Annotated in this window: 19 protein-coding genes and 1 pseudogene; 14 read left to right on the top strand and 6 right to left on the bottom strand. The window is 34.2% G+C overall.

The window, feature by feature from the left end:
- Position 1: 1 nt before the first annotated feature.
- From ACRD62_RS14460 to ACRD62_RS14430, 7 genes are all read left to right on the top strand, one after another.
- On the top strand, positions 2–247 hold the full coding sequence (locus tag ACRD62_RS14460; RefSeq protein WP_321410627.1) for a hypothetical protein: 246 nt from the start codon (positions 2–4) through the stop codon (positions 245–247).
- 204 nt (positions 248–451) lie between these two features.
- Positions 452–1009, top strand: coding sequence for a DUF1599 domain-containing protein (locus ACRD62_RS14455; protein ID WP_430820819.1), 558 nt, complete (start codon positions 452–454; stop codon positions 1007–1009).
- Positions 1010–1019: 10 nt separating this feature from the next.
- Positions 1020–2228 carry a BT_3928 family protein gene (locus ACRD62_RS14450; protein WP_430820818.1) on the top strand — a complete coding sequence of 403 codons (1209 nt, stop codon included), beginning with the start codon at positions 1020–1022 and terminating at the stop codon, positions 2226–2228.
- 18 nt (positions 2229–2246) lie between these two features.
- Positions 2247–3002: a triose-phosphate isomerase gene (gene tpiA, locus ACRD62_RS14445; RefSeq protein ID WP_321410630.1), complete on the top strand. Its 756-nt coding sequence runs from the start codon at positions 2247–2249 to the stop codon at positions 3000–3002.
- 229 nt (positions 3003–3231) lie between these two features.
- Positions 3232–5796: an RICIN domain-containing protein gene (locus ACRD62_RS14440; protein ID WP_430820817.1), complete on the top strand. Its 2565-nt coding sequence runs from the start codon at positions 3232–3234 to the stop codon at positions 5794–5796.
- Between the two features lie 754 nt (positions 5797–6550).
- A complete protein-coding gene (locus ACRD62_RS14435) occupies positions 6551–7609 on the top strand; it encodes a C10 family peptidase (RefSeq protein ID WP_430820816.1) in 1059 nt (352 codons plus the stop codon).
- Between the two features lie 149 nt (positions 7610–7758).
- Positions 7759–8247 carry a hypothetical protein gene (locus ACRD62_RS14430; protein ID WP_430820815.1) on the top strand — a complete coding sequence of 163 codons (489 nt, stop codon included), beginning with the start codon at positions 7759–7761 and terminating at the stop codon, positions 8245–8247.
- 66 nt (positions 8248–8313) lie between these two features.
- Here the strand turns inward: ACRD62_RS14430 and ACRD62_RS22570 are convergent, their stop codons facing one another.
- Positions 8314–8526: a transposase gene (locus ACRD62_RS22570; protein WP_489672246.1), complete on the bottom strand. Its 213-nt coding sequence runs from the start codon at positions 8524–8526 to the stop codon at positions 8314–8316.
- A gap of 310 nt (positions 8527–8836) precedes the next feature.
- Here ACRD62_RS22570 and ACRD62_RS14425 point away from each other — a divergent pair.
- A pseudogene (locus ACRD62_RS14425) lies at positions 8837–9324 on the top strand (hydrolase).
- A gap of 66 nt (positions 9325–9390) precedes the next feature.
- Here ACRD62_RS14425 and ACRD62_RS14420 read toward each other — a convergent pair.
- On the bottom strand, positions 9391–10110 hold the full coding sequence (locus ACRD62_RS14420; RefSeq protein WP_430820814.1) for a hypothetical protein: 720 nt from the start codon (positions 10108–10110) through the stop codon (positions 9391–9393).
- A gap of 192 nt (positions 10111–10302) precedes the next feature.
- Between ACRD62_RS14420 and ACRD62_RS14415 the strand changes: the two genes are divergently transcribed.
- The 4 genes from ACRD62_RS14415 (at position 10303) to ACRD62_RS14400 (ending at position 17674) form a co-directional block, all read left to right on the top strand.
- The gene (locus tag ACRD62_RS14415) at positions 10303–11250 is read left to right on the top strand and encodes an aldo/keto reductase (RefSeq protein ID WP_430820813.1); all 948 of its coding nucleotides are present in this window, start codon (positions 10303–10305) and stop codon (positions 11248–11250) included.
- 101 nt (positions 11251–11351) lie between these two features.
- Positions 11352–12350, top strand: a complete 999-nt coding sequence (locus tag ACRD62_RS14410) for an alpha/beta fold hydrolase (protein WP_430820812.1) — start codon at positions 11352–11354, stop codon at positions 12348–12350.
- Between the two features lie 37 nt (positions 12351–12387).
- Positions 12388–13227: a 50S ribosomal protein L11 methyltransferase gene (gene prmA / locus ACRD62_RS14405; RefSeq protein ID WP_430820811.1), complete on the top strand. Its 840-nt coding sequence runs from the start codon at positions 12388–12390 to the stop codon at positions 13225–13227.
- 37 nt (positions 13228–13264) lie between these two features.
- A complete protein-coding gene (locus ACRD62_RS14400; RefSeq protein WP_430820810.1) occupies positions 13265–17674 on the top strand; it encodes a hypothetical protein in 4410 nt (1469 codons plus the stop codon).
- A gap of 60 nt (positions 17675–17734) precedes the next feature.
- On the opposite strand, the gene ACRD62_RS14395 is transcribed toward ACRD62_RS14400, so the two are convergent.
- Both ACRD62_RS14395 and ACRD62_RS14390 read right to left on the bottom strand, forming a co-directional pair.
- Positions 17735–18439: an SAM-dependent methyltransferase gene (locus ACRD62_RS14395; protein ID WP_430820809.1), complete on the bottom strand. Its 705-nt coding sequence runs from the start codon at positions 18437–18439 to the stop codon at positions 17735–17737.
- A gap of 23 nt (positions 18440–18462) precedes the next feature.
- Positions 18463–19071, bottom strand: coding sequence for a hypothetical protein (locus ACRD62_RS14390; protein ID WP_430820808.1), 609 nt, complete (start codon positions 19069–19071; stop codon positions 18463–18465).
- A 112-nt stretch (positions 19072–19183) separates the two neighbouring features.
- On the opposite strand from ACRD62_RS14390, the gene ACRD62_RS14385 reads away from it, so the two are divergent.
- Positions 19184–20089 (top strand): hypothetical protein, encoded by a 906-nt coding sequence (locus ACRD62_RS14385; RefSeq protein ID WP_430820807.1) that lies wholly within the window; start codon positions 19184–19186, stop codon positions 20087–20089.
- Here ACRD62_RS14385 and ACRD62_RS14380 read toward each other — a convergent pair.
- A complete protein-coding gene (locus tag ACRD62_RS14380; protein WP_430820805.1) occupies positions 20086–21264 on the bottom strand; it encodes an MFS transporter in 1179 nt (392 codons plus the stop codon). The genes ACRD62_RS14385 and ACRD62_RS14380 overlap by 4 nt on opposite strands.
- A gap of 199 nt (positions 21265–21463) precedes the next feature.
- On the opposite strand from ACRD62_RS14380, the gene ACRD62_RS14375 reads away from it, so the two are divergent.
- The gene (locus ACRD62_RS14375) at positions 21464–23671 is read left to right on the top strand and encodes a DUF3352 domain-containing protein (protein ID WP_430820804.1); all 2208 of its coding nucleotides are present in this window, start codon (positions 21464–21466) and stop codon (positions 23669–23671) included.
- Between the two features lie 44 nt (positions 23672–23715).
- On the opposite strand, the gene ACRD62_RS14370 is transcribed toward ACRD62_RS14375, so the two are convergent.
- A complete protein-coding gene (locus ACRD62_RS14370) occupies positions 23716–24618 on the bottom strand; it encodes a DUF6263 family protein (protein ID WP_430820803.1) in 903 nt (300 codons plus the stop codon).
- Positions 24619–24715 lie beyond the last annotated feature (97 nt).

Raw genomic sequence — 24715 nt, 5'->3', positions numbered from 1 at the left:
AATGAAGAGAAACATACTAATTATTCTCATACTTACTGTACTTGGTCTATTATTGGGTTATTTGCTATTTGGTAAAATCGCTGGTGAATATTTAAGTATCAGCACTATTTTTAGCAATTCAGGAGGAAGTTTGGGTGATTTTGGTCGCAATATTACTGGCATATCCAAAATTAGAAATAACATTTTAATCACTGGCGGTGCCGGATTTGTTTTAGGTATTGTACTGTTGTTTGTTAAAAAGAAATAAAAAAACATTATCTTGCACATGGCTTTTGACCGTGAGTACCCGTAGCATTCAATTCCATCACAGCTGCTACTGGCGTGATCGGACAAAAGCCTTTCTTCTTTAAATCGGTAATATCGCCTTAACATATATTCATAAACTCGGAATATTAATACAGAAATTTCTCATTTTTTGATATTTTTACGCCTCAATTAAAAATAACCGAAAGTGACAAAAACCGATAAGCAATTTGAGCACGTTATAAATATCTGTAAAGACATCTTTGAAAAGAAAATGCGTGATTATGGCACAGCATGGCGTATTCTTCGTCCATCAAGCATGACAGATCAGATTTTCATTAAAGCACAACGTATCAGAAGTATTGAAACCAAAGGTGTTTCAAAAGTTGATGAAGGAATTCGTTCGGAGTTTATCGGAATTGTTAATTACTGTGCCATGGCACTGGTTCAGCTTGAACTTCAACCAGCCGATCAACCGGAGATGGATCCGGATGTTGCCTTAAAATTATACCTGGATAAAATATATGGTTCTAAATCATTGATGGAAGACAAGAACCACGACTATGATGAAGCCTGGCGTAAAATGCGAGTGAGTTCATTTACTGATTTGATATTAATGAAATTACATCGCACCAAACAAATAGAAGATAACCAGGGTAAAACCATTATATCTGAAGGCATTGATGCCAATTATATGGATATGATCAACTATGCCATTTTTGCTTTAATCAAACTTGAATTCCCTGACGACGAGGATAACTCATAATTAAAACATCATGCTAAAAACCATTGCACGAATTATACTGGGTATTGTATTCTTATTTTCAGGATTTGTTAAAGCAGTAGATCCTCAAGGAGGAGCTATTAAAATAGCCGAGTATCTTGAAATTGTTGGTATGCATCAGGCAAATTCGGTATCGGTATTTTTAGCAATTGCACTTTCAACACTTGAATTTATTATTGGTTTTATGTTGTTTTTTGGCTTGATGACTAAAAAAGCAGCATTACCAGCTTTTATTTTCATGAGTTTCTTTACTGTACTAACATTATACAGCGCTGTTTTTGAACCGGTGAGTGATTGTGGCTGTTTTGGTGATGCGGTGAAACTAACCAATTGGGAGACATTTTTCAAGAACCTGGTTCTTTGTCCCATTAGTTACATTATCTATCGAAAAAGAAATGACTACACAGCTTCGATAAGCGGATTGAAACAAAGTATTGGTGCTTTTTCGGGCTTGATATTTATTATAGGCATATCTATTTACTCATTGGTTTATCTTCCTTTACTTGATTTCAGACCTTTTAAAGTGGGTCAGAATATACAAGAAGGAATGAGTACTCCTGAAGACGCTCCACAAGACGAATATGAAACAACTTTCATTATGGAAAAAAATGGAGAGCGAAAAGAATTCGACGAAGATAATTTTCCTTATAATGATACTACCTGGGTTTTCATTGATCAAAAATCAAAACTGATTAAAGAAGGCTATCAACCGCCTATTCAAAATTTCTTTATTCAAAACATAGACCGTTTAGACGTTACTCAAGATATTCTTAACGACGACAAACCAGTATTTTTGGTAATTGCTCCTAAAGTTGAAAAAGCATCAACCAAAAACTTGGATAAACTAAAAGAAATAAGAGTGATGTGCCTAAAAAACGGATATCAGTTTTTTGTACTCACCTCTTCGTTGGTTGATAATTACTTTCAGTTTGATGCCAACCACTCGTTGGGATTCGATTACCTGAGTGTCGACGAAACCTTATTGAAAACAATATGCCGCGGTAATCCCGGTATGATCATACTGGACAAAGGAACTATTATTGCCAAATATAATCATACAAACCTGCCAGAAGCCAATGAATTATCGAAGCCCTTATCGCATTCGCTTAATTCATTAAGACAACAAACAGATAAGTGGTTCCTTTTGGGATGCACTTTACTACTGGCTGGATTTATTTTAATATTATATCGAATTAAATAAACTTTAAATTTTTATCTGATGAGACAGAACATTGTTGCAGGAAACTGGAAAATGAACAACACCCTTGAAGAGGGTATCGCTTTAGCTAAAGAAGTTAATGCTATTTTAACTGAAAACAAGCCTAATTGCAAAGTGGTTTTAGGTACTCCTTTTATCCACATTACCGAAGTAGTAAAAGCTGTTGACAGCAGCTTAGTTGGTGTTGCCGCTCAAAACTGTGCTGACAAAGCAAGCGGTGCTTACACTGGCGAAACTTCAGCTGCTATGATTAAGTCTACTGGAGCTCAATACGTAATCCTTGGTCACTCTGAAAGAAGAGCATACTACGGAGAAACCAACGCAATTTTGAAAGAAAAAACTGACTTAGCTTTAGCTAATGGTTTAACTCCAATTTTCTGTATCGGTGAAGTTTTGGAAGAGCGCGAAGCTGAGAAACATTTCGAAGTAGTAAAATCGCAAATCGAAGAAGCTTTATTCCACCTTTCTGCAGAAGAGTTCGGAAAAGTAGTATTGGCTTACGAACCAGTATGGGCTATCGGAACAGGAAAAACTGCTTCTCCTGAGCAAGCTCAGGAAATTCACGCCTTCATTCGTCAGACTTTAGCTGACAAATATGGTGCTGAAGTTGCTGATAACACAAGCATCCTTTACGGTGGTAGCTGTAAAGCTTCTAATGCTAAAGAATTATTCGCTAATCCAGACGTTGATGGTGGTTTGATTGGCGGTGCTTCTTTAAAAGCTGAAGATTTCTACGGAATTATTGCTGCTTTCTAAGAAAAGCATACAAAATACTTGATCAAAGAGGTTATTCGAAAGAATAGCCTCTTTTTTTATGTATCAATATTTCTGAAAACCAATTAAGGCAGTATTATGAAAATGTGATAGCAATTGACAAATGATTGATAGAATTTAACGAGTCCGTGTTCGTCTTCGTGCTGAGAAAAAATTATGTTTGTTTCCTATCCAAGTTCAGTAAAATAAATTAATCTCAACCAAAATCTGTATGAAAATAACTTCTACGTTACTTTATTCTACTTTACTATTTTTATTCATTACAGGAAATCATGGTAAATTATTGGCTCAAATTACTGAGCCAATTGCTGAAACAGACTATTATCTTATTCACTCGAGCGGCAATGTAGTTGCAGAAAATACTGAAACACGAGCTACTATTCAGGAATTATCAGGTACAGAGGATCAAATTATGCATTTTATACCTGATGGAGCTGGTTACTATTGGATTAAACCCAAAGATCAAAATAAATACGTTGCTTTAAGTGGCAGTTGGAATACTTATTTCATTACTGATTCAACTACTGATTATTCAAAATATGCAATTGAAAAGGTCTCCAGCTCATTTATCCGATTGAAATGCAAAGCCAATAATAAATATATGGGAACCGACAACATAAGCGATGGTTCATATATATATTCAGACAAAAGTGGTTCCGACAGTCGCCATTACTGGTATATTTCGGAACAATACGGCCCTGCTCCTGCTGATACCATGAAATACCTGATCAATCCTAATGCAACTTTCACTAATCCATTTGAAGGTTGGGGTGTATCACTTTGCTGGTGGGCTAACATGTGCGGAAACTGGAGCGATGAAAAAATTGATGAAATTGTTGACTGGCTGGTTAGCCCAGATGGACTTAATTATAATATATTCCGATACAATATTGGTGGTGGAGATGATCCGTTAAATCAGAATTGCGATTTACACCACATGGCAAACGGCAAAGGTTTAAGAGCTGAGATGGAAGGCTTTAAATATTCTTCAGAAGGAGAATATGATTGGAGTCGCGATGCCGCCCAACGTAAAATAATGTTGAAGATCAAAGAAAAAAGACCCGATGCTATTTTTGAGGCTTTTAGTAATTCGGCTCCCTTTTACATGACTTATAGTGGATGTTGTGCTGGAAATGTAAATGCCTGGGATGACAATCTTAAGCCTGAATATTACGAAGAGTTTGCTAACTATTTGGTAGATGTATGCAAACATTATAAAGACACGTATGATATTGAGTTCAAAACATTGGAACCGTTCAACGAACCCGTTACCAATTATTGGGCAGCCAATGGTGGTCAGGAAGGATGTCATTTTAGTACTGCAGCTCAGATTGATTTTCTAAAAATCCTCTCTCCAATTTTAAAGGCATCAGGACTAAACACTATCATTTCTTCTTCAGATGAAACCAGTGTTGCTCAATCAGTAACCGATTTCAATGCCTATATTAATGATGGTAGCGTACTTGATTTGGTTGACCAGTGGAACACACATACTTACTCAGCAACTAATCAGGACAGGGCAAATATCAGAGCTTTATCAACCCAATATAATAAAACTCTTTGGATGAGTGAGGTGGGTGCCGGAGGTACCGGCATATATGGAAACCTTAATCTGGCTCAAAAAATAATGAATGACATTCGCTACATTCGTCCTGAAGCCTGGCTCGACTGGCAATATATTGAAGAAAACAACGACCAATGGTGCCTGGTACAAGGCGATTTTGCAGCACAAACGTATGCGCGCGTGAAGAATTTTTATATCCGAAAGCAATTTAGTCATTATATAAAACCGGGTTCTAAATTTCTATCCGTGCCTAATGACCAGATGCTGGCGGCTTTGAATGAAACAAATGATACCATTACCATTGTTTTATTGAATAATTCGTCTTTAACTACTTGTCATGATATAGATTTATCACTGTTTGGCTCCGTAGGAAATGAAAGTTTTGTTACCAGAACTTCTGAAACAGAAAATAACGTTGCTGTTTCGGCAGCAGAAAGAAATGGTGATAATCTTTTGATTACGCTTCCGGGTTATAGCATAACAACTGTTGTACTTCCGGTAAGTTACGCATCAAACGAAAACCAATTACAAACCAATGTTCCTTATTTAATATTATCACGTACTGCTAGCCATGTTATGCAATCTGTTAACAATAATGTTCAAATCAATAATTATCATTACACAGATTCCTCGCAACTCTGGACATTAACCTCCAATGAAAATGGATATACTATAAAGAATAAAAATGATGAATATCTGACCGATTCAGGTTCGTATTTTGCTTCTACATCAACAAATAACGATCCGACAAATCAAACTTTTCAAATAGAAAGCGTGGGCGATGATTGTTACAGAATTGTTTCAGTGAGATCAGGAAATTCATTGGATCTGGAAGGAGCCAATAATACAGCTGGAACCAATATTGGATTTTATGCATATGGTACCAGTCAGGCTGCAAGCCATCGTCAGTGGATGTTTGTATTGCCACCTTCCTACTCTGCTCCGGATATTCCTAACAGTATTAATGAGTTTGGAACAATAGAAGAAAAGGATTTAGCCCGTATTTTTGGTACTGAAGGAGCTGTTGTTATTTTACAAGCATCTGATTTAAGTGGCCAGGCAACGGTTTATTCATTATCAGGCATAGAAGTAACCCGCAAAGAAATTAGTGGATCAACAAATCAGATTGCCGTACAAAGAGGAATCTATATTGTGAAGTATCTATTAAAAGAGCAAAACAAAACAATTACTTCCAAGGTATTTGTGAAATAAAACATTCAATAGATCTTTAAAAATTAAAATAAATCAGACTGAGGACATAGAATATCCCTTGATAATTTATCTGCTTTCGTATAAAAATAAGGTTAGAGTATAAGTTTTCAACTAACCAAACGTGTAATTTATTATAATAATTTGACTTCACTATAAAAGAGTGACCTCAATAATCCTTAATCTTGCTTTCAGTATTCAGTCCAGACTATTATTCAAATGACCTAAACAAACAGGATTAACATGATCACACTATACCATATGTTAAATTAATAGCAAGAAAATACCAAATTACTGATTTTTTTGAGATAATATTATTAATGTAATTTCTAATTCTTTTTTCTTAAATGATTAACATATTTAATAGGTATATTAAGTGTAGCACTATCATTATATAAAAAAAATTGCCTAAAATAATCAGATTAATAATTAGTTGCAAAATTAGAAAATACTATTTATATTACATATGAGAAACATAATGGAATTTTGAAGAGATTAAAGTAAATTACCAAAACGTAATATTATAAATTCTTTCAAAGATGTTAGCTTTACTAATTTTTACTATACTTAATCTATATCGAGATAAGCATCAAAACGTATAATTAAAATGAAATTTACCACATTAAAATGTTATTGTTTCAATTTTAATCAACCAAAATAGAAATTATTAAATAGTAGTAATATAATAAAGTGTTCTTAATTTCAATGCACAAATTATTATAAAAATACCTTTAGTAATAACCAAAACCTAAACTCTATGAAAACAAACAAATTAGTTTTATATATCCTTATTTTATTTTTAACCATTTCATGCTCAAAGGAAAAAGAAATAGAAGATTCTGTTAACGTTATTGATAAGAATTTTATAGAATTATCGCTAGTAAGAAAAATTGCTGAAGAAGTTAATTTTGATAATAAAGATTATCCCAATTGTGTAATAAAAAGTACATCTTCTAAATCTACAAAAAGGACTATTATGACTGTGAACGAAGTGAAAAATGAAAATGAAAAAACTTCGTTTTATGTGATAAATTACATTGAGGGAGGTTTTATTATAGTGTCTGCAGATAAAAGAACCACACCTATACTAGCGTTCTCTGAAAATGGAGATTTTGATTTTAAAGAAAGTTCATTCCCGCCAGGATTGATACTTTGGATAAATGATACAAAAAAGCAAATTTCAACCATTCAAAATTCAGACCTAGAACAATCTAAAAAAGTTAAATTAGCTTGGGAAGAAGTAGAAGATGCACTTGGTATTTTGAGCCAAAGTACGTCGGTATTAGAACCACCAGTTGTATGTTATCAACATACAGAAACGGTTACTGTTGGACCTTTTTTGAATTCTACTTGGTATCAAACAGGAGGTTTTAATGATGCATTACCCTATATTCAATGTGATGGATATAATATGCAAGCTTTTGCTGGATGTGTGATTATTGCTATGGGACAGGTGATGAGATATTATGAATATCCAATAGATTATGACTGGGCATCAATGCCATTAACCTATGGAACATCTACAACTGCGAATTTTATTAATGATATTCACAATGCTATAAGTAATTCATATCCTTCTTATCCTGAATATTATTGTGATGGTACTTCTGTTTATACATCTGACATGGGAAATGTTTTAAAAAACCAATTTGGTTTTAGCTCTGCAGATTATTCAAATTACAACTATAAAACGGTTCTTAATAACCTAAATAATAATCGACCTGTTATTTTACGAGGTGATAATGGAGAAGTTGGTCATGCATGGGTATGTGAAGGCTACAAGCAAACATCTTATCAGTTTGATGATTGTACCTGAGGAACTTATTCTCCGTTTTTATATATGAACTGGGGCTGGGAAAATATTTCATTTAATGGTTGGTATCAATACAATGATTTTACCCCAGTACTTATAATTTTAATATTAATAAAGGAATGCTATATAATATAAGACCTTAAAAAAGAGTTATGAAAAAAATAATCATTTTAATAGCTATAATTACACTTTGGAGTTGCAGTAAATCAGATGATCAGACAGCAAGTGATGATCAATTTAATTTATATTCAGCCATAGAATTTTCACTTTATAATGCTAATCATGAAGATTTATTAGACAACACAACTACAAATCATTATAAGGAATCCGAAATTAAATTGTTCTATGTTATTGATCGACAAACAGAGGAAGTTTATAATACGAACTCTACATATCCACGAGGTATTATGATTTATAAACATGAAAATGAATATCGAATTAGAATTGGTTTAAACCATACAGAAACAGACGATAAACCAATTACTTATGTTCAATGGAATAAGAGCGATATTGATACCATTGAGGTATCATATAAAAGAACGCAATATTCAATAATACAGAATAATATCTGGTTAAATGGAGAACATATCTGGGAGTTGGGTGATAATATAATTGATCCTTATTTTGTTTTAACAAAATAAGGATTTAATAATATAAAAAGAAACTTCTGACTGAATCAACTAGGGCACTGAAAATCCCTTGATAATTTATGTGCTTTCGTATAAAATTAAGGTTATAACAAGAGATCTCAACAAGACTAAAAGTTGTAACCTTTTTAAAAGTAAATACTTTAACAATCTTTTAGGACTTTCTGCATTCCGCCAGTTATCGTGATAGTATTTCCTAAAGAGTTCACCATAAACAAAACTGAAGTTGATTAATTCAAAAAGTCGACGATGAATATTATCCTCAGGTACGATCTAAAAAATAACGATCTGATTATTAAATCAATGTAAGGCTTTGTTATTGAAATAACACATAAAGAATGTCTTGATTAATATTAAAATACGAAAAATCAGTAAATGGTTATCAATATACTTTTCTTTTACTGATTTTAATTAATATTTTCACTGTTATCATCAAACCTTAGTGGGATTTTCTTAATTAAGTTCCTTACGAACCATTTTCAATATTAATAATCTGTTACACTTGACATCGGCACCATTCTTCATAACTTGTAATATTAAAGATTAAACACAATAAAACTGCCTAACTAATCATAAAGAAGCTATGAAAACTCAAGAACAGGAATGCTGTCCAAAATTTGAGGTAACCAAGTGGGACCGAAAAACTTTTTCGTGGGATCATAAACCTTTTATTAAAGAGTCAATCCCTACTTTTCTCCATATACCTTTTCCTCCGATGATTGGTAAGAAAATGAAAAAGATGTTTGATTTGGCTGATAAAGCACATGCAAATTATCCCGATTTATCAGATGCTCTGGTTCTATTTCACGATCCTTCAGCATTTAAATCAGAAATATTTTATTCGGTTAATCATCCCATTGAAGGAGCAAATAATACAGATTTAACAGGTGAATTTATTGCTGGTGTCTTTGATGGACCATACAACACTGTTCCGGTTCATATAAAGAAATGGATCAAAGACTTTCTGATCAAAACCTAACTGCTAGTGACTATTTTGTGCATTATGCGTACTGTCCGAAATGTGTTGAAAAATATGGACACAACTATATGATACTATTTGCCCAGGTTTAGTTTTATCAAAAAATAAACATTTCCACTATAGCTTATGAGAGTATCATTTAAACGAAGGAATAAAACTTATTTGTTTAACGAAGATTCAAAGCTAAAACCCAAGGCTATTTCTACAGTTTGATACGGAGCTTTCACAGGCTTATAACTGATTCTTCTACTGGAAACAATAATGTTGTCCTTTTTAATGTATTCAAGTGAAGGACCAAAATTATACTTTACTTGTATAGATATGAGTTGTTTAATAACACAACCAACACCTAACATTGTATTGTAATTAGTATCGTAATGCTCAACCAGGGTCACTGTCTCAATCTCATCTTCCGCATTTAAAAAGAATTGTTCCAAAAATGTTGCTTCATCAACTATTTTGGTTGTAGTTGATGTGGCACCAAGATTAAGCCCAAACGCAGTTTCGATAAACGGACTAACCATAGCACCTTCGTAAAACTTGAATCGTGTAAACAAATTGGCTTTTATAATTGCACCTGTTGTGTTAATACGTGCCCCTTTCCATGTTTCATTTTTAACAACAGGAAACAGAAATTCAAACTGGGTGCCGGGTTGAAAAAAAGTGGCATGTTTAAACGGTCTGAATGCTGTATCGAAATTAAAACCCCAGATGGTATTTTTTTCAATAGCCTCACTAAACTCTGTTGATGGAACTGCCGTGAGTAAATTTAACGATGGGTACCACCATGAATGTCTTTCTGACTGTTCCGTAATCTCTTGTGCTAATATTCTATTACCAACAAGCAATAGCAAACATATTATACAGATAGTTTTCACATTAAATCCTTTTAATTAAAGTTACAACCAATCAAGTCTTAAATCAATTAAAAATATCTAATTCATTTTAAAAATGAAACAATTGATTCGTTAGGTTTCTGGTAAAGATATTGTTGAAGAATAAACGAACAAACACCGATATTAATCCTTTAATATTACATACCTATCCTTTAAAAATAAAAGAATAACATTATGAGTGAAAGAAGAAAAATTAAGAATACCGAGCTCATGGTTAGCAATATTAACCTGGGAGGTAATGTGTTCGGATGGACGCTGGATGAACAGCAATCGTTTAAGGTTCTTGATGCCTTTATTGATGAAGGTTTCAATTTTATTGATACGGCAGATACTTATCCCTGGTGGGTAAATGGTAAAGGTGGACTTTCAGAATCTATCATTGGTAAATGGATGAAGAAAAAAGGTATTAGAAGTGAATTAATTATAGCAACTAAAGTTGGATCAGAAACAAAAGAACACGGTTTTGATATTAGTAAAAAACACATTCTTAAATCAGTTGATGAGTCACTTCAACGACTACAAACCGACTACATTGATTTGTATTATACCCATTTTGATGATAATAAAACTCCCATAGAAGAGACCTTATCTGCCTATGATGAAGTTGTTCGAGCAGGTAAAGTAAGACATATTTCTGCTTCGAATATATCCCCAACCAGACTGATCCAATCATTAGAAATTGCCGAACAGAACAATTTCCCGAAATATGTTGCTCTTCAACCTCATTATAATTTGGTTGAAAGAACTAAATATGAAAGTGAATATCTACCACTAGTTAAGAAATATGATTTAAGTGTTTTTCCATATTGGTCGTTGGCATCCGGATTTTTAACAGGAAAATACAGAACAGATAATGATTTAAGCAAAAGTGTTCGAGGCGCAGGAGCTAAACAATATATGAATTCGAAAGGTTTTGCTATTTTGGATGCATTAGATCAAATAGCTGAAAAACATAACACGCAGCAGGCGGCAATATCTTTGGCATGGCTTCTGGCTCAAACCAATATTTTAGCACCTATTGCCAGTGCCACAAGTCATGTTCAACTTGAAACATTGTTTGAGTCTGCTCAAATTCATCTCGATAAGGAAGACCTTCAACTATTAGATAGTGTGAGTAATTAAGAACATTACAAAACAAATGGTTGTCGAAATTATTTGGCAACCATTTTTAATGAATTCATAGGCACTTCAGAATAAAAACAAAAAACATTAAACTACACTATATGAAACACTTCCTTTTCATACTCATTACATTTTTCACTTTCGGATTTACTTCTTCACAAACCAAGCAATTACAATGGCTTGACATAGAATTATCCAACTACACCTATCCATATCCTGTCTCAACCATTAATTTGTTTGTTCAAAATCAGGAGCTAAAAATGTCGTATATGGATGTTAAACCGGAAAATCCCAACGGTAGAAATATTGTTTTACTGCATGGTAAGAATTTTAATGGGGCTTATTGGAAAACAACAATTAATGCTCTTACAAAAGAAGGATACAGAGTGATTGTTCCTGATCAGATTGGTTTTGGCAAATCGTCAAAACCAGATCATTTTCATTACACTTTTCAACAATTGGCAAACAACACAAAGACTCTACTGGATTCATTGAATATTAATAAAACAGCAATACTCGGACATTCAATGGGTGGTATGTTGGCAACCCGATTTGCCTTAATGTATCCTAAAATTACCGAAAAACTAATATTGGAAAATCCTATTGGTCTTGAAGACTGGAAATTAAAAGTCCCTTATAAACCTGTTGAATGGTGGTATCAAAATGAATTGAAAAAAAACTATGAAAGCATTAAAAAATATCAATTGGTAAGTTACTACGATAACAAATGGAAAACTGAATATGATGAATGGGTAAACTTACTGGCTGGCTGGACTTTGAACTCAGAATACAAAACCATTGCCTGGAATGCTGCCTTAACATATGACATGATTTTCACTCAACCTGTTGTCTATGAATTTGGAAATGTAAGTTCTCCAACTCTTCTTATTATTGGAACACGTGACCGAACAGCTCTTGGCAAACCATTGGTTAGTGAAGATGTTAGAAAAACGATGGGGCTTTATAATATACTAGGTAAAGAAACAATGAAAGCGATCCCTAACGCTACACTTATAGAAATTGAAAACATTGGACACTTACCACACATCGAAGCTTTTGATCAGTTTATTCAGCCTCTATTAAAATTTCTAAAAGAATAATAACAAAGAATCTTTTCAGTACTTTTGCAAAAAAACGATGGAATATACAAAAGTAGCGGTAACACTTACCCCAGTCAATGAAATTGCCAGTGACTTGTTAATGGCACAAATGGGAGAACTTGGATTTGAAAGTTTTAGTGAAACTGAATATGGTTTCGATGCCTTTATTCCTTCAAAAGATTACAACTCTTCCTTAATAAAATCAATTCATAATCCACTAGAGGGCATAAAATTAAGTTTTAAAGACGAAGTTATGCCTGATATTAATTGGAACGAAGAGTGGGAAAAAAATTATTTTCAGCCAATTGTTATTGCAAATAAATGTGTTGTTCGAAGCCCTTTTCATATTTTAGAAGGCAACTATAAATATGAAATTTTGATTGAACCCAAAATGTCATTTGGTACGGGCCATCACTCAACAACCAGTCAAATGTTGCAATACATATTAGAATCTGATGTAAAAGGTAAATCGGTTCTTGATATGGGTTGTGGCACAGGTATTTTAGGAATGCTTTGTTCTATGAAAAAGGCTTCCTCAATTGTTGGAATAGACATTGACGAATGGGCTTATAACAATGCCGTTGAAAATCTTAGTCTTAACAAAATAAAAAACATGTCCATCGAAATTGGTGGAGCTGAAAGATTAGTCAATAGAACTTTCGATATTATTTTAGCTAATATCAATCGTAACATTCTACTCGAAGACATTAAACACTACCAGTCTTCACTTATTAAAGGTGGTCAATTATTACTAAGTGGATTTTACCAGGAAGATCTGGATATTATCAATCAGGAATGTGAAAAGTACAAGTTAAAGTACATTTCACATAAAAATGACAACAATTGGGTTGCAGCTTCGTATATATTGGCTGAATAGTTAGATTTATATGCCATTGCTGAAAAGTTATTAACTTATGATTAAACGTTTATTAGCACTATCTTTATTTCTATTTATACTTTTATCAATATCGGCACAAGTAACAAAGTTCAGTGATTCTCCTGATGTTTTTTTGGAAGAGCTGAATGAAAAGTTTACAAATGTTGCCAACAAAAAGGAAGCAAAAGAATACATGGAGAGTTTCGAATTATTCTGGAACAATCCTGAAATAGATGACTCCCTTAAGCATCTGGTTATTAAAACATGTAACAAACTGGCTGTAAAAAGAGCTCGCCCTTACCCTGATTACTATTCATACCTTTCAACAATCATGACATTTAAAACAAATGAGCATGATTTAAACAGCTTTAATGTATGGCATAGTACTGTTGATAGTCTTTTGGCAACACCACGATACGCTTTACGTCATTTAATCAGCTTTCTTAGCATTAGCAAAGATTTGATCTCCAGCAATATCATTTTCTCCACTCCTGCAGTAAATTGGCAATGTAATACAAAAGACTATCGATACTTTTTTGATGGCGACAAGTTGGCAATTAAGGTTGGCGAAACAGATCTTGTTTGTCACTCTAAAAATGATAGTATTATAATATTTGACACTAAGGGAATTTTTTATCCTTTAGATAAAATATGGAAAGGAGATAAAGGTAGAATTACATGGGAACGATCAGATTTTAAACCGGATATGGTCTATGCGACCTTCGATAGTTATCAGGTTGAGATGGATAAACCGTCTTTTGAAGTTGATTCGGTTCTTTTTTATAATAAACATTATTTCGATCATGCTTTGCATGGTAGAGTCTCTCATAAGGTAATGACGGTGACTTCACCGGCAAGTACTATTTATCCAAAATTTATTACAACCAAACAGCGATTTACCATCGAAAAAATTCACCCCAGCATTGATTACGAAGGTGGTTTTGCCCAAAATGGTGCAAAATTCTTAGGTGCAGGTACCGAAGATAATCCGGCAACAATTACCATATCGCGAAACGATACAGTTTTTATGACTGCCAAATCATTATACTTTGCTCTACGAAAAGATCAGATTCTTAGTAACGACACTGAGATTAAGATTAAGTTGGATACAGCCTTTGTTTATCATCCGGGACTGATTTTTAAATATATGGCCGACTTAAATGAAATCCATCTGATCAGGAATGGTGAAGGTCTTGCTTTAAGCCCCTACTTTGATACATTCCATAATATCAGTATGGATGTTGAGCTTATTAAATGGGAGATTGGAAGTCAATATATGGATTTACGAATGATCTCAGGAGCTGCCCAGAACCAGGCCTTTTTTGAATCATTAAGTTATTTCAGAGAAGAATTCTATAACCGACTCCAGGGAATGGATGCCATCCATCCATTACAGGGCCTTAAAAACTGTAGTAAATATTACCACGGTAGACCTTTTACTGCATCAGAATATGCTCAGTATATGGGTTTACCAGAGAGTCCTATTCGTCAGCAAGTTATTGAGTTATCGTTTTATGGTTTTATTGGATACAATGTAAATACCGATGAGATAACCATTCGTCAGCGACTGCAGGATTATTTACTATTCCGAATAGGTAAGAAAGACTTTGATGTGATACGTTTTAATTCTATCACTCCAGGAGAAATTGTTAATGCCCAACTCGATTTAAAGAATTACGACCTTAATATGAATGGTGTTGAATCCATTTCTATTTGTGATCATCAGAATGTTGTTTTCTTCCCCGAAAACAAGGAAATCATACTTAAGGAAAACCGGAACTTTGTCTTTAACGGAACCATCAATGCTGGTATGTTAAACCTCTTTGGTAATGGTTTTAAATTCTCTTACGAGGACTTTAGGATTGATATGAGTAATATTGATTCATTACGTATGAAAGTATTATCAGGTGAAACAGACTACTTTGGTCAACCACTCCTTAAAACAGTTAATAATACTATTGCTCACTTATCCGGCTATCTTCAAATTGATGATTCCGATAACAAATCCGGTGCGAAGAAAAATCCCCACTACCCTATCCTTAACAGTAAAATTGAATCGCAAGTATTTTTCGATCGAAAAGACATTCAGAATGGAGCATATGACAGGGAAAACTTTTTCTTCACACTCGATCCTTTCGAGATGGATAGTATCAATACCCTTACACCAGATAACTTTAATTTCGGTGGGGTTTTTGAATCAAATATATTCCCCACATTCAGAGACAGTTTAACCATTCGTCCTGATTATTCACTTGGTTTTACACGTAATACACCCGAAGAAGGATATCCGATTTACAATAATAAAGCAACCTTTACCAACCATATCGACCTAAGTAATGCTGGTTTAAAAGGTAACGGAATTCTTGCATACGTAACAACTACATCTCACTCAGAAGAATTTACATTTTTACCAGATAAAGTTACCGGTCAGGCTCATAAGTTTACCGTGGATAAACGTGTTGAAGGAACAAAATATCCCGATGTTCAGGCTAACTATGTTGTTATTGAATACTTGCCTGAGCAGGAAGAGATATGGGCTAAAACACAGGAAGAAAACTTCACGATGTTTAACAAAGAAGCCCAGTTAAAAGGCCGAATGAAGGTAACACCATACGGATCAACCGGAGCCGGTACTTTCTATATGCGAAGCGCAAACCTGGTATCAAAAGAAATGGACTTCAGCGATCATGTTGTGGTAGCTGACTCATCTGACTTTAACCTGGCTGGTGCTGAAATGGAAGGAGTTAGTTTCTCAACAACCAATCTTATTTCGAATATAGATTTTGAAACCCGTCAGGGTACATTCTCATCACGTAGTGGTGGTAGCCGTGTAGATTTTACCGATAACCGATACATTTCATTTATCAGCGAATTCTCATGGGATATGGACAAAAATGATATCTACATGGGAGCCCGGGGATCAAAAGGAAACCGCTTTATTTCAACACATCGCCGCCAGGATTCACTGTCCTTTTATGTTCCAATGGCCAGATACGATGTTGAGTTGAAGACCATCTATGCTGAAGAAGTCAAACAAATTGATGTTGGAGATGCCAACCTTATGCTGAGTGACGGTTTCGTTACGATTCGTGAAGATGCAGCAATTGATCCACTCGACAGTGTACAGATAATTTTACAGCAAGACAGTGCTTTTACTCATGTTTTATATGATTCAAGAGTGAATGTTATTGGTAAATATGAATACAATGGGTATGGTAAATATGACTACTTCAATGGCGACGGAAAGAAACTAACCATTGATATGCATAACATTGGTCTGGATAAAGAAACCAAAACTTTTGCAGAAGGTAAGATAACAGAAAAAGACCTGTTTACTTTTAACAGTCATTTTGCCTTCAAAGGCGACATTAAACTGGAAGCATCTTATAAGGACTTAAACTTCAGTGGTGGAGCACAAATGCTACATCGTTGTCCAACAGGCCCGCAAACATACGTACGATTTGATTCACGTATGGATGCCAATAATGTTAGAATTCCTATAACAGAAGAGTCTCAAAGTTTTGAATACAGTAACATTTACAAAGATTTCTTCATCACAAAGGATAGTACGCATGTTTACAGTTCTTTTCTCGAAAGCAGGGAAGATTACAGCGACATTCCTATGATCACAGGAGATGGATACTTGATTTATAATGATAAGAACAAGTCTTTCGACATAGCCTCTGAATACAAGCATGCAAATCCTGATTCAATAGGCAAAATTATCAGTTTCCGTGAATCAGACTGTAACATATTGGCCGAAGGTAAATTTGATATGGGTATAGATCTGGATCAGATAAAACTTTTATCATCGGGTACTTTACTGGACCAAAGAGACAAAGAAGAAATAACTGTCAGCACTATGTTAGGAATTGACTTCTTCTTTAATCAGGAAGCTTTAGATGTACTTTATACAACCATATTGAATTCATCAGCTAAAGAATCAAAACTTACTAAAGACACCTTTACAAAACGATTGTCTGAACTAGCTGGCCGAAAAGAAGCTGAAAAACTGGAAGCTGAACGTAACGGTACAGGTGCTTCAGAGAAAATACATGAAGAATTAAAACAAATGCTGTTCTTTAGTAATATTGATTTTATTTGGGATTCTGGAGAAAGAGCTTTTAGAGCAGATGGAGAGGTTGATCTTGCCTATTTGAAAGAATATATCGTTAATCGAAAAGCAAAAGTTAAAGCTGAAATAATGCGAAAAAGAAGTGGTAATTCACTTGATATGTATATTGAATTTGATGAAAATACGTGGGTTTATTTCACTTACAAAAATGGTATGATGCAAACCTTATCATCTAATAAAGAATACAATCAGATTGTTCAGGCTTTAAAGGCAGATGATCGCAAACAAAATGTTGGTATTGGGGAAAAATCATTTACCTTCATTATGGCACCAGAAAGTAAAAAGAGTCGATTCCTCGCTCGTTTTGAATAAAAACTAAATCATTATAACAAAAAACTCCGTTGAAGAATCTCAACGGAGTTTTTTGTTATGTTATGCTAAAATTAAGAATATTGCGGGCCGCTTATTAATATCAGGAACCTTGCCTTTCCATTGCGCAATACTTTTTGTAACGATGTATTCTGTTTCCAGCGAAATGTCGCATGCAATACACAAACGTGTTTTAGGACTACAAGTCTGAATTATATCCTGTAACATTCTCATATTTCTATATGGAGCCTCAATAAAAAGTTGTGTCTGATTTTCTTTTCTCGACCGGTCTTCCAAAGCTTTTATTGCTTTTGGCGCCTCTCCCTTTTTAACAGGTAAATAGCCATGAAAAGCAAAACTCTGACCATTCAATCCCGAAGCCATCACCGACATCAGAATAGATGATGGTCCAACCAAGGGTATCACTCTAATATTACTCTCGTGTGCCAACTTAGCAATGTCTGCACCAGGATCAGCCACTCCCGGACAACCAGCCTCTGAAATCATTCCCATATTTTTACCATCATGTAATGGCCTTAAAAATGATGGAATATCATTCGTTTGTGTATGTTTATCCAGCACAAAAAAAGTAAGTTCTTCAATTTCAATCTCCTTATCAACTTTTTTCAGGAAGCGACGGGCTGAACGAACATTTTCAACGACAAAATATTTTAGCGACCTTATAATCTCGATCACATCGGTTGGCAAATTGTATTCAATCGGACTCTCCCCTAATGTATTGGGGATCATATAAAGCTGACCTTTCATTCGTAAATTGTAATTTTGTTGTACTAAAAAATCATTGGTGTTCGTGTCTTAAACAACTCCCTGTACTGTGGTGGCAAATCAATTATATCCGTCATTAAGTCATTTAAAATATCCAGACTTTTATTTGATAACAATTCCATTACTTCTTCAATAGCTTCTCCACAAACCATATATGGTGCCTGATGAAACAACAACTCGTTGCCAATACATAAAGCATAAATCTGAAACTCATCAACCTCGTCGATTGATTTGTTTTTGACTATACAATTGTTAAGCCATATATCTATTTCAAATAACTCATACTTCTTTAATTCCTTATCTCTTTTATCCAGATTTGTATGTGTTTTGAAATAATTACTTATCCTCTCTCTGGATTCTTCCGATAAGGATTCATTGATCTCCTGTATACAATCCAAACAATATACCACTTCGAAAATCATATCACGCTTACCTTTGATCAAATCCTGGCCATAAGCCTTTTCGATTATATAAGGTTCACCCGTCTGAATGACATCCTTTTGACAAACTTTACAGTGAGTAAATGGCTTCTTTGTTGAATCAGAATAAAAAATTTCAGGTATGGAAGAAGTATGAAAAGTGTTTTCAGACATATTGGTTGATTTATTCTTCAAAAATAGGAAAGGTTTTGCAATAACTTCATAGGAACAATAGATATATATCATGTTTTCTTGCCTGCAAAGCCATTTTCAATTTTGTAAGTTTGTTTATACCAATCATCATAAAATGAGAAAAGTTCTTTCATTCATTACCAATCGGAATGTAATTCTAATATTAGCAGTTATACTTGGACTATGGATAGGCGATTATGCCATTCATTTGAAAAAACACACCACTTATATACTGGCTCTGGTAATGACTTTTTCAATGACAAATATACGTACCCAAAGCCTCTACCCTTTTAATAAACTTTTGTTTCCGATGTTGAAAGGAGCTTTATTAAACTACATTTTATATGCTGCCATCATGCTTGCATCAGCGCGTTTATTGATTTCTGATGAGGAACTATTTTATGGTTTTGTGATCATCGCAACAACAGCGCCCGGGGTAGCTATAATACCTTTCTCTTCCATTTTGAAAGGTGATATTGAGTATTCGATTAAAGGTGTTTTAGGAGCCTTTATCTTCACCATAATTCTCACTCCATTTGTTGTAGGATATTTAACCGGCAATAATGAAATATCATCTTCCAAGTTGTTTTTATTAATGGTTAAAACCATCATTATACCATTGGCTCTATCACGGATATTACTGATTGGAAAAATCAGAAACCCGGTTAATGAAGTAAGAGGTAAAGTTGTCGACTGGGGTTTTGCCATACTTATTTTTATTGCTATTGGCGTCAACAGAGCAGTGTTCTTCCATCAAAGCAACATGCTCATCGGTATCTCAGCAGTACTTCTTATATCCCATTTTATAACAGGCATATTACACGAAAACCTATTCAACAGAATTTCAAAAAACAAAGCAATTATAACTTCCGACAACCTTTTAATTACCGTTAAAAGTTCAGGCTTTGCTGTTGTTACAGCACTTGAGTTGTTTGGCCAAAAAGCAGCAATTCCAACGGCAGTTTTACCTATTTTTGTATTGTTTTATCTGCTTTATCTATCATTTCGAAAAGGAAGCTAATCGTTCGAACCTTCTTCCAGTGATTTTAAGAAAAGAAAAATACTGGAACTTGTAAGAACCATAAAAACTGCACCTATAATCATAAAGGCCTGACTCAATGACAAACGGTCTGTTACATACCCAAACATTGGTGCAAGAATAGAAAAGAATGCCCTGATCAACAAGCTTCGGATAGACAACACAGTGGCCCGAATTTCAGATGATGTTATACGATTGATATAATCTTTCAGCACAGGAGTAGCAATTCCTCTCGAGAAATAAAACACTACTAAAACCGGCAGTACCCAATATGAATGGATTACTCCTGCCAGGATAAAGGCTGCAGTTATAATTATTGTGGTTCCAAAAACAGTTGATTTTGGTTTAAGTTTTCGTTCAATTTTATATGCCGCCAGGGTTGTAAAACCAACAATAAGATTTAATACTGTACTGGTGGTTCCAATGTGAATCTCTCGAAACCCAACTTCTTTAAGATATAGTGGATAAACCCACGCCATGCTTAATGTTGCAGAACCAATTATAGAAGAATAAATTATATTGTATCGAAGACTCTTGTTTTTAAGCATCGCATATTTTACAACATTCCAGATATCCGCCCAGGTAGCTTTTTGCGTGCGTGTATATAATTTAGGTTCTATCAGCATAAAGGCCGCAGGCACAGCTATAAATGCAATACCTGTCTGAAATACAAAAGGCATCCGCAAACTCCATTCAGCAAGTGCTCCTCCCATAAACCCTGCAATAGCCTCACTAAAATTACCAACCGAAAAGTTTCTTCCCTCATACTTCAGATATTCTTTTTCTCTCCCATCGGCCTTTAAACTGTCGTACAACAAAGCAGAGTCAGCACCGCTAATAAAGCTTTGACCGACACCTAAAATTAACTCGGCTGCCATAAAAGCATAAAAAGAACTGGTTACAGAATAGATTGCAAAACCTAATGTGCCCAATATACTTCCTATAATTAAAGTTTTCTTTCGCCCTAATACATCGGCTGCGTAACCTGAAGGTATTTCAAATATGACAATGGCAATACTGTAAATAGCTTTTAACTGAAATGACTCTTCAACTGAGAAACCTAAATCCTGGTAAAAAAGTAACAGAATAGGCATGGTCAGCATAAACCATTTGGCTATTTTAATCAGATATAACTTGGTGATATTGCCTGAATACATTGAAAAAATTTTCGCAAAAATAGTCTTTCAGAAACTTCTATACAAAATCAAACTATTACAACTCATTCTAAATAATTAGCTAGTTTCAGTAAACCATTCTGTATTACAAATAAAAATGTTTTATTTAATGTAGCCTTTTAGCAATCTGTTAATTCAATGATTAACAAACTTTAAAACCGATTAGAAAACTTAATATCGAATGAAAATAGTAAAATACTTCCTTCTTTTCATTGCAATAATTGTGTTAGCCATCTTAGGCTTTTTTATTTACCTGCAATTTATTAAAGTTGAAAAACTCACACCGCTTCAAGCCATACAACCGGAATCAGTTATCGTTATTGAAACCAAAAATCTAACTTCTGCATGGCGCGAAATCAAAAACAGTGAGCTTTGGGAAAGCATGATAGAAGCAGATTATTTTGATGAATACGAAGCCAATATGATGATCTTTGATTCATTAATGACAGAAAACGCACTGATTAGAAGTATTTTTAAAGATCGTCCGATGGCTTTATCTATTCAGATGCTGAATGATAAAGATTTTGAAACCGTTTTTGCTGTTGATATTGGTAAATATGGAAAGTTATCCATTCTTCCACAACTTTCTAACTTGATGAATTATCAGTTAGAAGAACGTATTGTTGACAGCACTTCTGTTTATACCTTGTGTTACGATCAGCCAACTGACATCATTCATCTATGTATTCACGAAAATCTTTTGATTGGTTCATTGTCATCACAATTAATAAATAAAACTGTTAAGGCAATTAATACAGAACAATGGTTCAACCATGATAAATTCAATGAAGTTCAAAACGAAACAGCAAGTGGGATGGTTAATTTTTATATTAACTACAGTCAGATCGCAAATTTTGCCGGAAGCATTGCACCTGAATTAAAGGAATCTCTCAAAAGTATTAGTAAAGTGCTTGCATTCTCTTCATTGGTTACCCATTTAGAAGATAAAAACATTCGTCTTTCAGGTTATACTAATTATTATGACTCTATTCCTTCCATTGTAAATGCGCTTGTAAAAGCTGATGGTGGCAAACTTGAAGCGCAAATTATTTTACCAGCTGAAACAGCACTTTTTATGTCGATCAACACATCTAATTTTCAATTATTTTATAACGACATATTAGCTCAGTACAAACTGGTTGATTCAATTGGTTATAAAACCTACCTATCAGGAATTGAAATGACTGAAAATTGGTTAAACCTGGAATTCAACGATATACTTTTCTCATGGATGGATGGTGAATTCGCCTTAGCAAAATTACAACCTCAATCCAACGCTCGTGAACTTGATGTTCTGATGGCAATTAAAGCCAATGATATTGACAATGCTAAGGAACAAATGAACCTCTTTTTAAAGCACATCAAAAAACGCACTCCTGTTAAATTTGATGAAGTCGAATATCGTAATCATCAAATTCACTTTCTGCAAATGAAAGGTTTCTTTAAAATGTTTTTGGGTAAATTTATGAATGGCATTGAAAAGCCTTATTTCACTTACATTGATAATTACGTTGTATTCTCAAACTCAGTAAACACATTAATGAATACCATCGATGATTATTTGGTTGGAAATACAATTGCACGTTCGGCTTCGTTTAAATCGTTTTTTGAAGAATTTAATGATGAAAGTAACTTTTCGTTATTTGTGCAGATGCCTAAAGTATATCAGCATTTATACTACTATAGCGATGCAAATACCAAGAAAAGTCTGAAGAAAAATAAGAATCTGTTGATCAACTTTACCAATATAGGTTGGCAGCTTAATGCCAACGGGCAAATGTTTGAAACAAAACTTTTGGCTCAACATGATGAAGATGCCCTGTTGTATGAAGAATTGGAAGCTATGCAAAATGCTGCTGAAGATTTATACATTGATGAATACAGAGATCTTAAATTTAAAATGCGATTAGATGATACCTTCCCCTGGAATGAAGGAACCATTAATTACTGGCTTACTCATCCACAAAATGTTCAGGATAGTGTACTTATACATGAGGGCGAAATGAAAGACAGCTTACCACAAGGTTTATGGCGTAATTATTATTTTTCCGGCAATATTTCATCCGCAATACCTTATGATGACGGAAAAGCTGATGGTACAGCTATTTTCTATTTTGAAGATGATGAACACACTGTGAAAGCTGAAGTTGATTTTGATGATGATGTATTAGATGGCAAATACATTGAATATTACAGTAACGGCCGTAAAAAGGCAGAACTAATACTTGAAGATGGCTTATTGGATGGTGATGCTTTCTATTATTATAGAAATGGACAAATTAAAATAGAAGGTAGATACAAAAACGGTTTACGACATGGTAAATGGAAACATTATACCAAAGCTGGTGATCTCATTAATAAAGAGAGTTGGAACAAAGGCAAAGAATAAGGGGCTTAAAGCCCCTTTCTTTATTCTTATTGTAAGCTATTCTTTTACAATGCTGTATATGTCGACTCTCCTTTAATAGACATTGGCACTTCCATAGGAGCAGGCAATTGTGGCGATTCAATTGAAATATTCCCTTCCAAAGTCTGAGTTTGTTTAATGCTCACTGGCCAACCCGTTTTTGCATCAATTTTTGCTGTCATTGAAATATTACCATTCAAATCAAAATGCTGAGTCATACCCATAGTTTCCTGTGAAAAACCTTCTTTAGTTGTCATAGTTCCCGTGCCTTCCATTTCAACAACTGTACCAGTAGCTGAAGTAACTTTATAATTAAACACACTCGTAACAGGCAATGCTCCGCTCTGTTCCATGGTTTTATTCCAGGTTAATCCCGCAGCAGGTTTATCATTCGGATATACGATAAGCATTGTGCCCATATTTTGCTTCATGCTTTCATCACTAAATTGTCCTTTCAGGCTTTCCTGAACTGCGCCAGCCATTGACTGACCAACAGCTTCTGATTGCATCTTTTCCAGAACATCAGCAAAACCAGTTACCTCCAGTACTTCACCTTTATGATTAAATTTCATGGAAAACACATGACCCACCATGATTTTAAACATTCCCGACATGGCATTTTCTTCCTGATTTTCATCGGTTGAATCATACCCCATTGAAAACATAGGGCTTTCCATTTTAAATATCAGACTTTCATAAATCAAATCCGATGTATAAACATCTCCATCTTTCGATTTAATGGTTACAGTAATATCACCACCAAATGTGTTTTTTATATTCTGGGCCATACCCTGAATTGATTGTGTGATGTTTTGGCTGGTTAGTTGCTTTAACCCATATTTCTTTCCAACCTCAAGATTATAACGAAGTTGGGCTGATCCCACCAACGAAATAGAAAACAAGCTTAAAGCCAAAATAAGTTTCTTCATAATTTATAGGTATTAATTTATTAGAATACGAATCTAATACTTATTAAACAATAATTCTATAGACAAAAACATAAAAAAAGCCTTATCCCAGTGAGAT

The sequence above is a fragment of the Carboxylicivirga caseinilyticus genome, assembly GCF_050589785.1.
Classification (GTDB): Bacteria; Bacteroidota; Bacteroidia; order Bacteroidales; family Marinilabiliaceae; genus Carboxylicivirga; species Carboxylicivirga caseinilyticus.
Note: the sequence above shows the minus strand (reverse complement) of the source record. Positions and strands in the feature narration are given on the sequence as shown.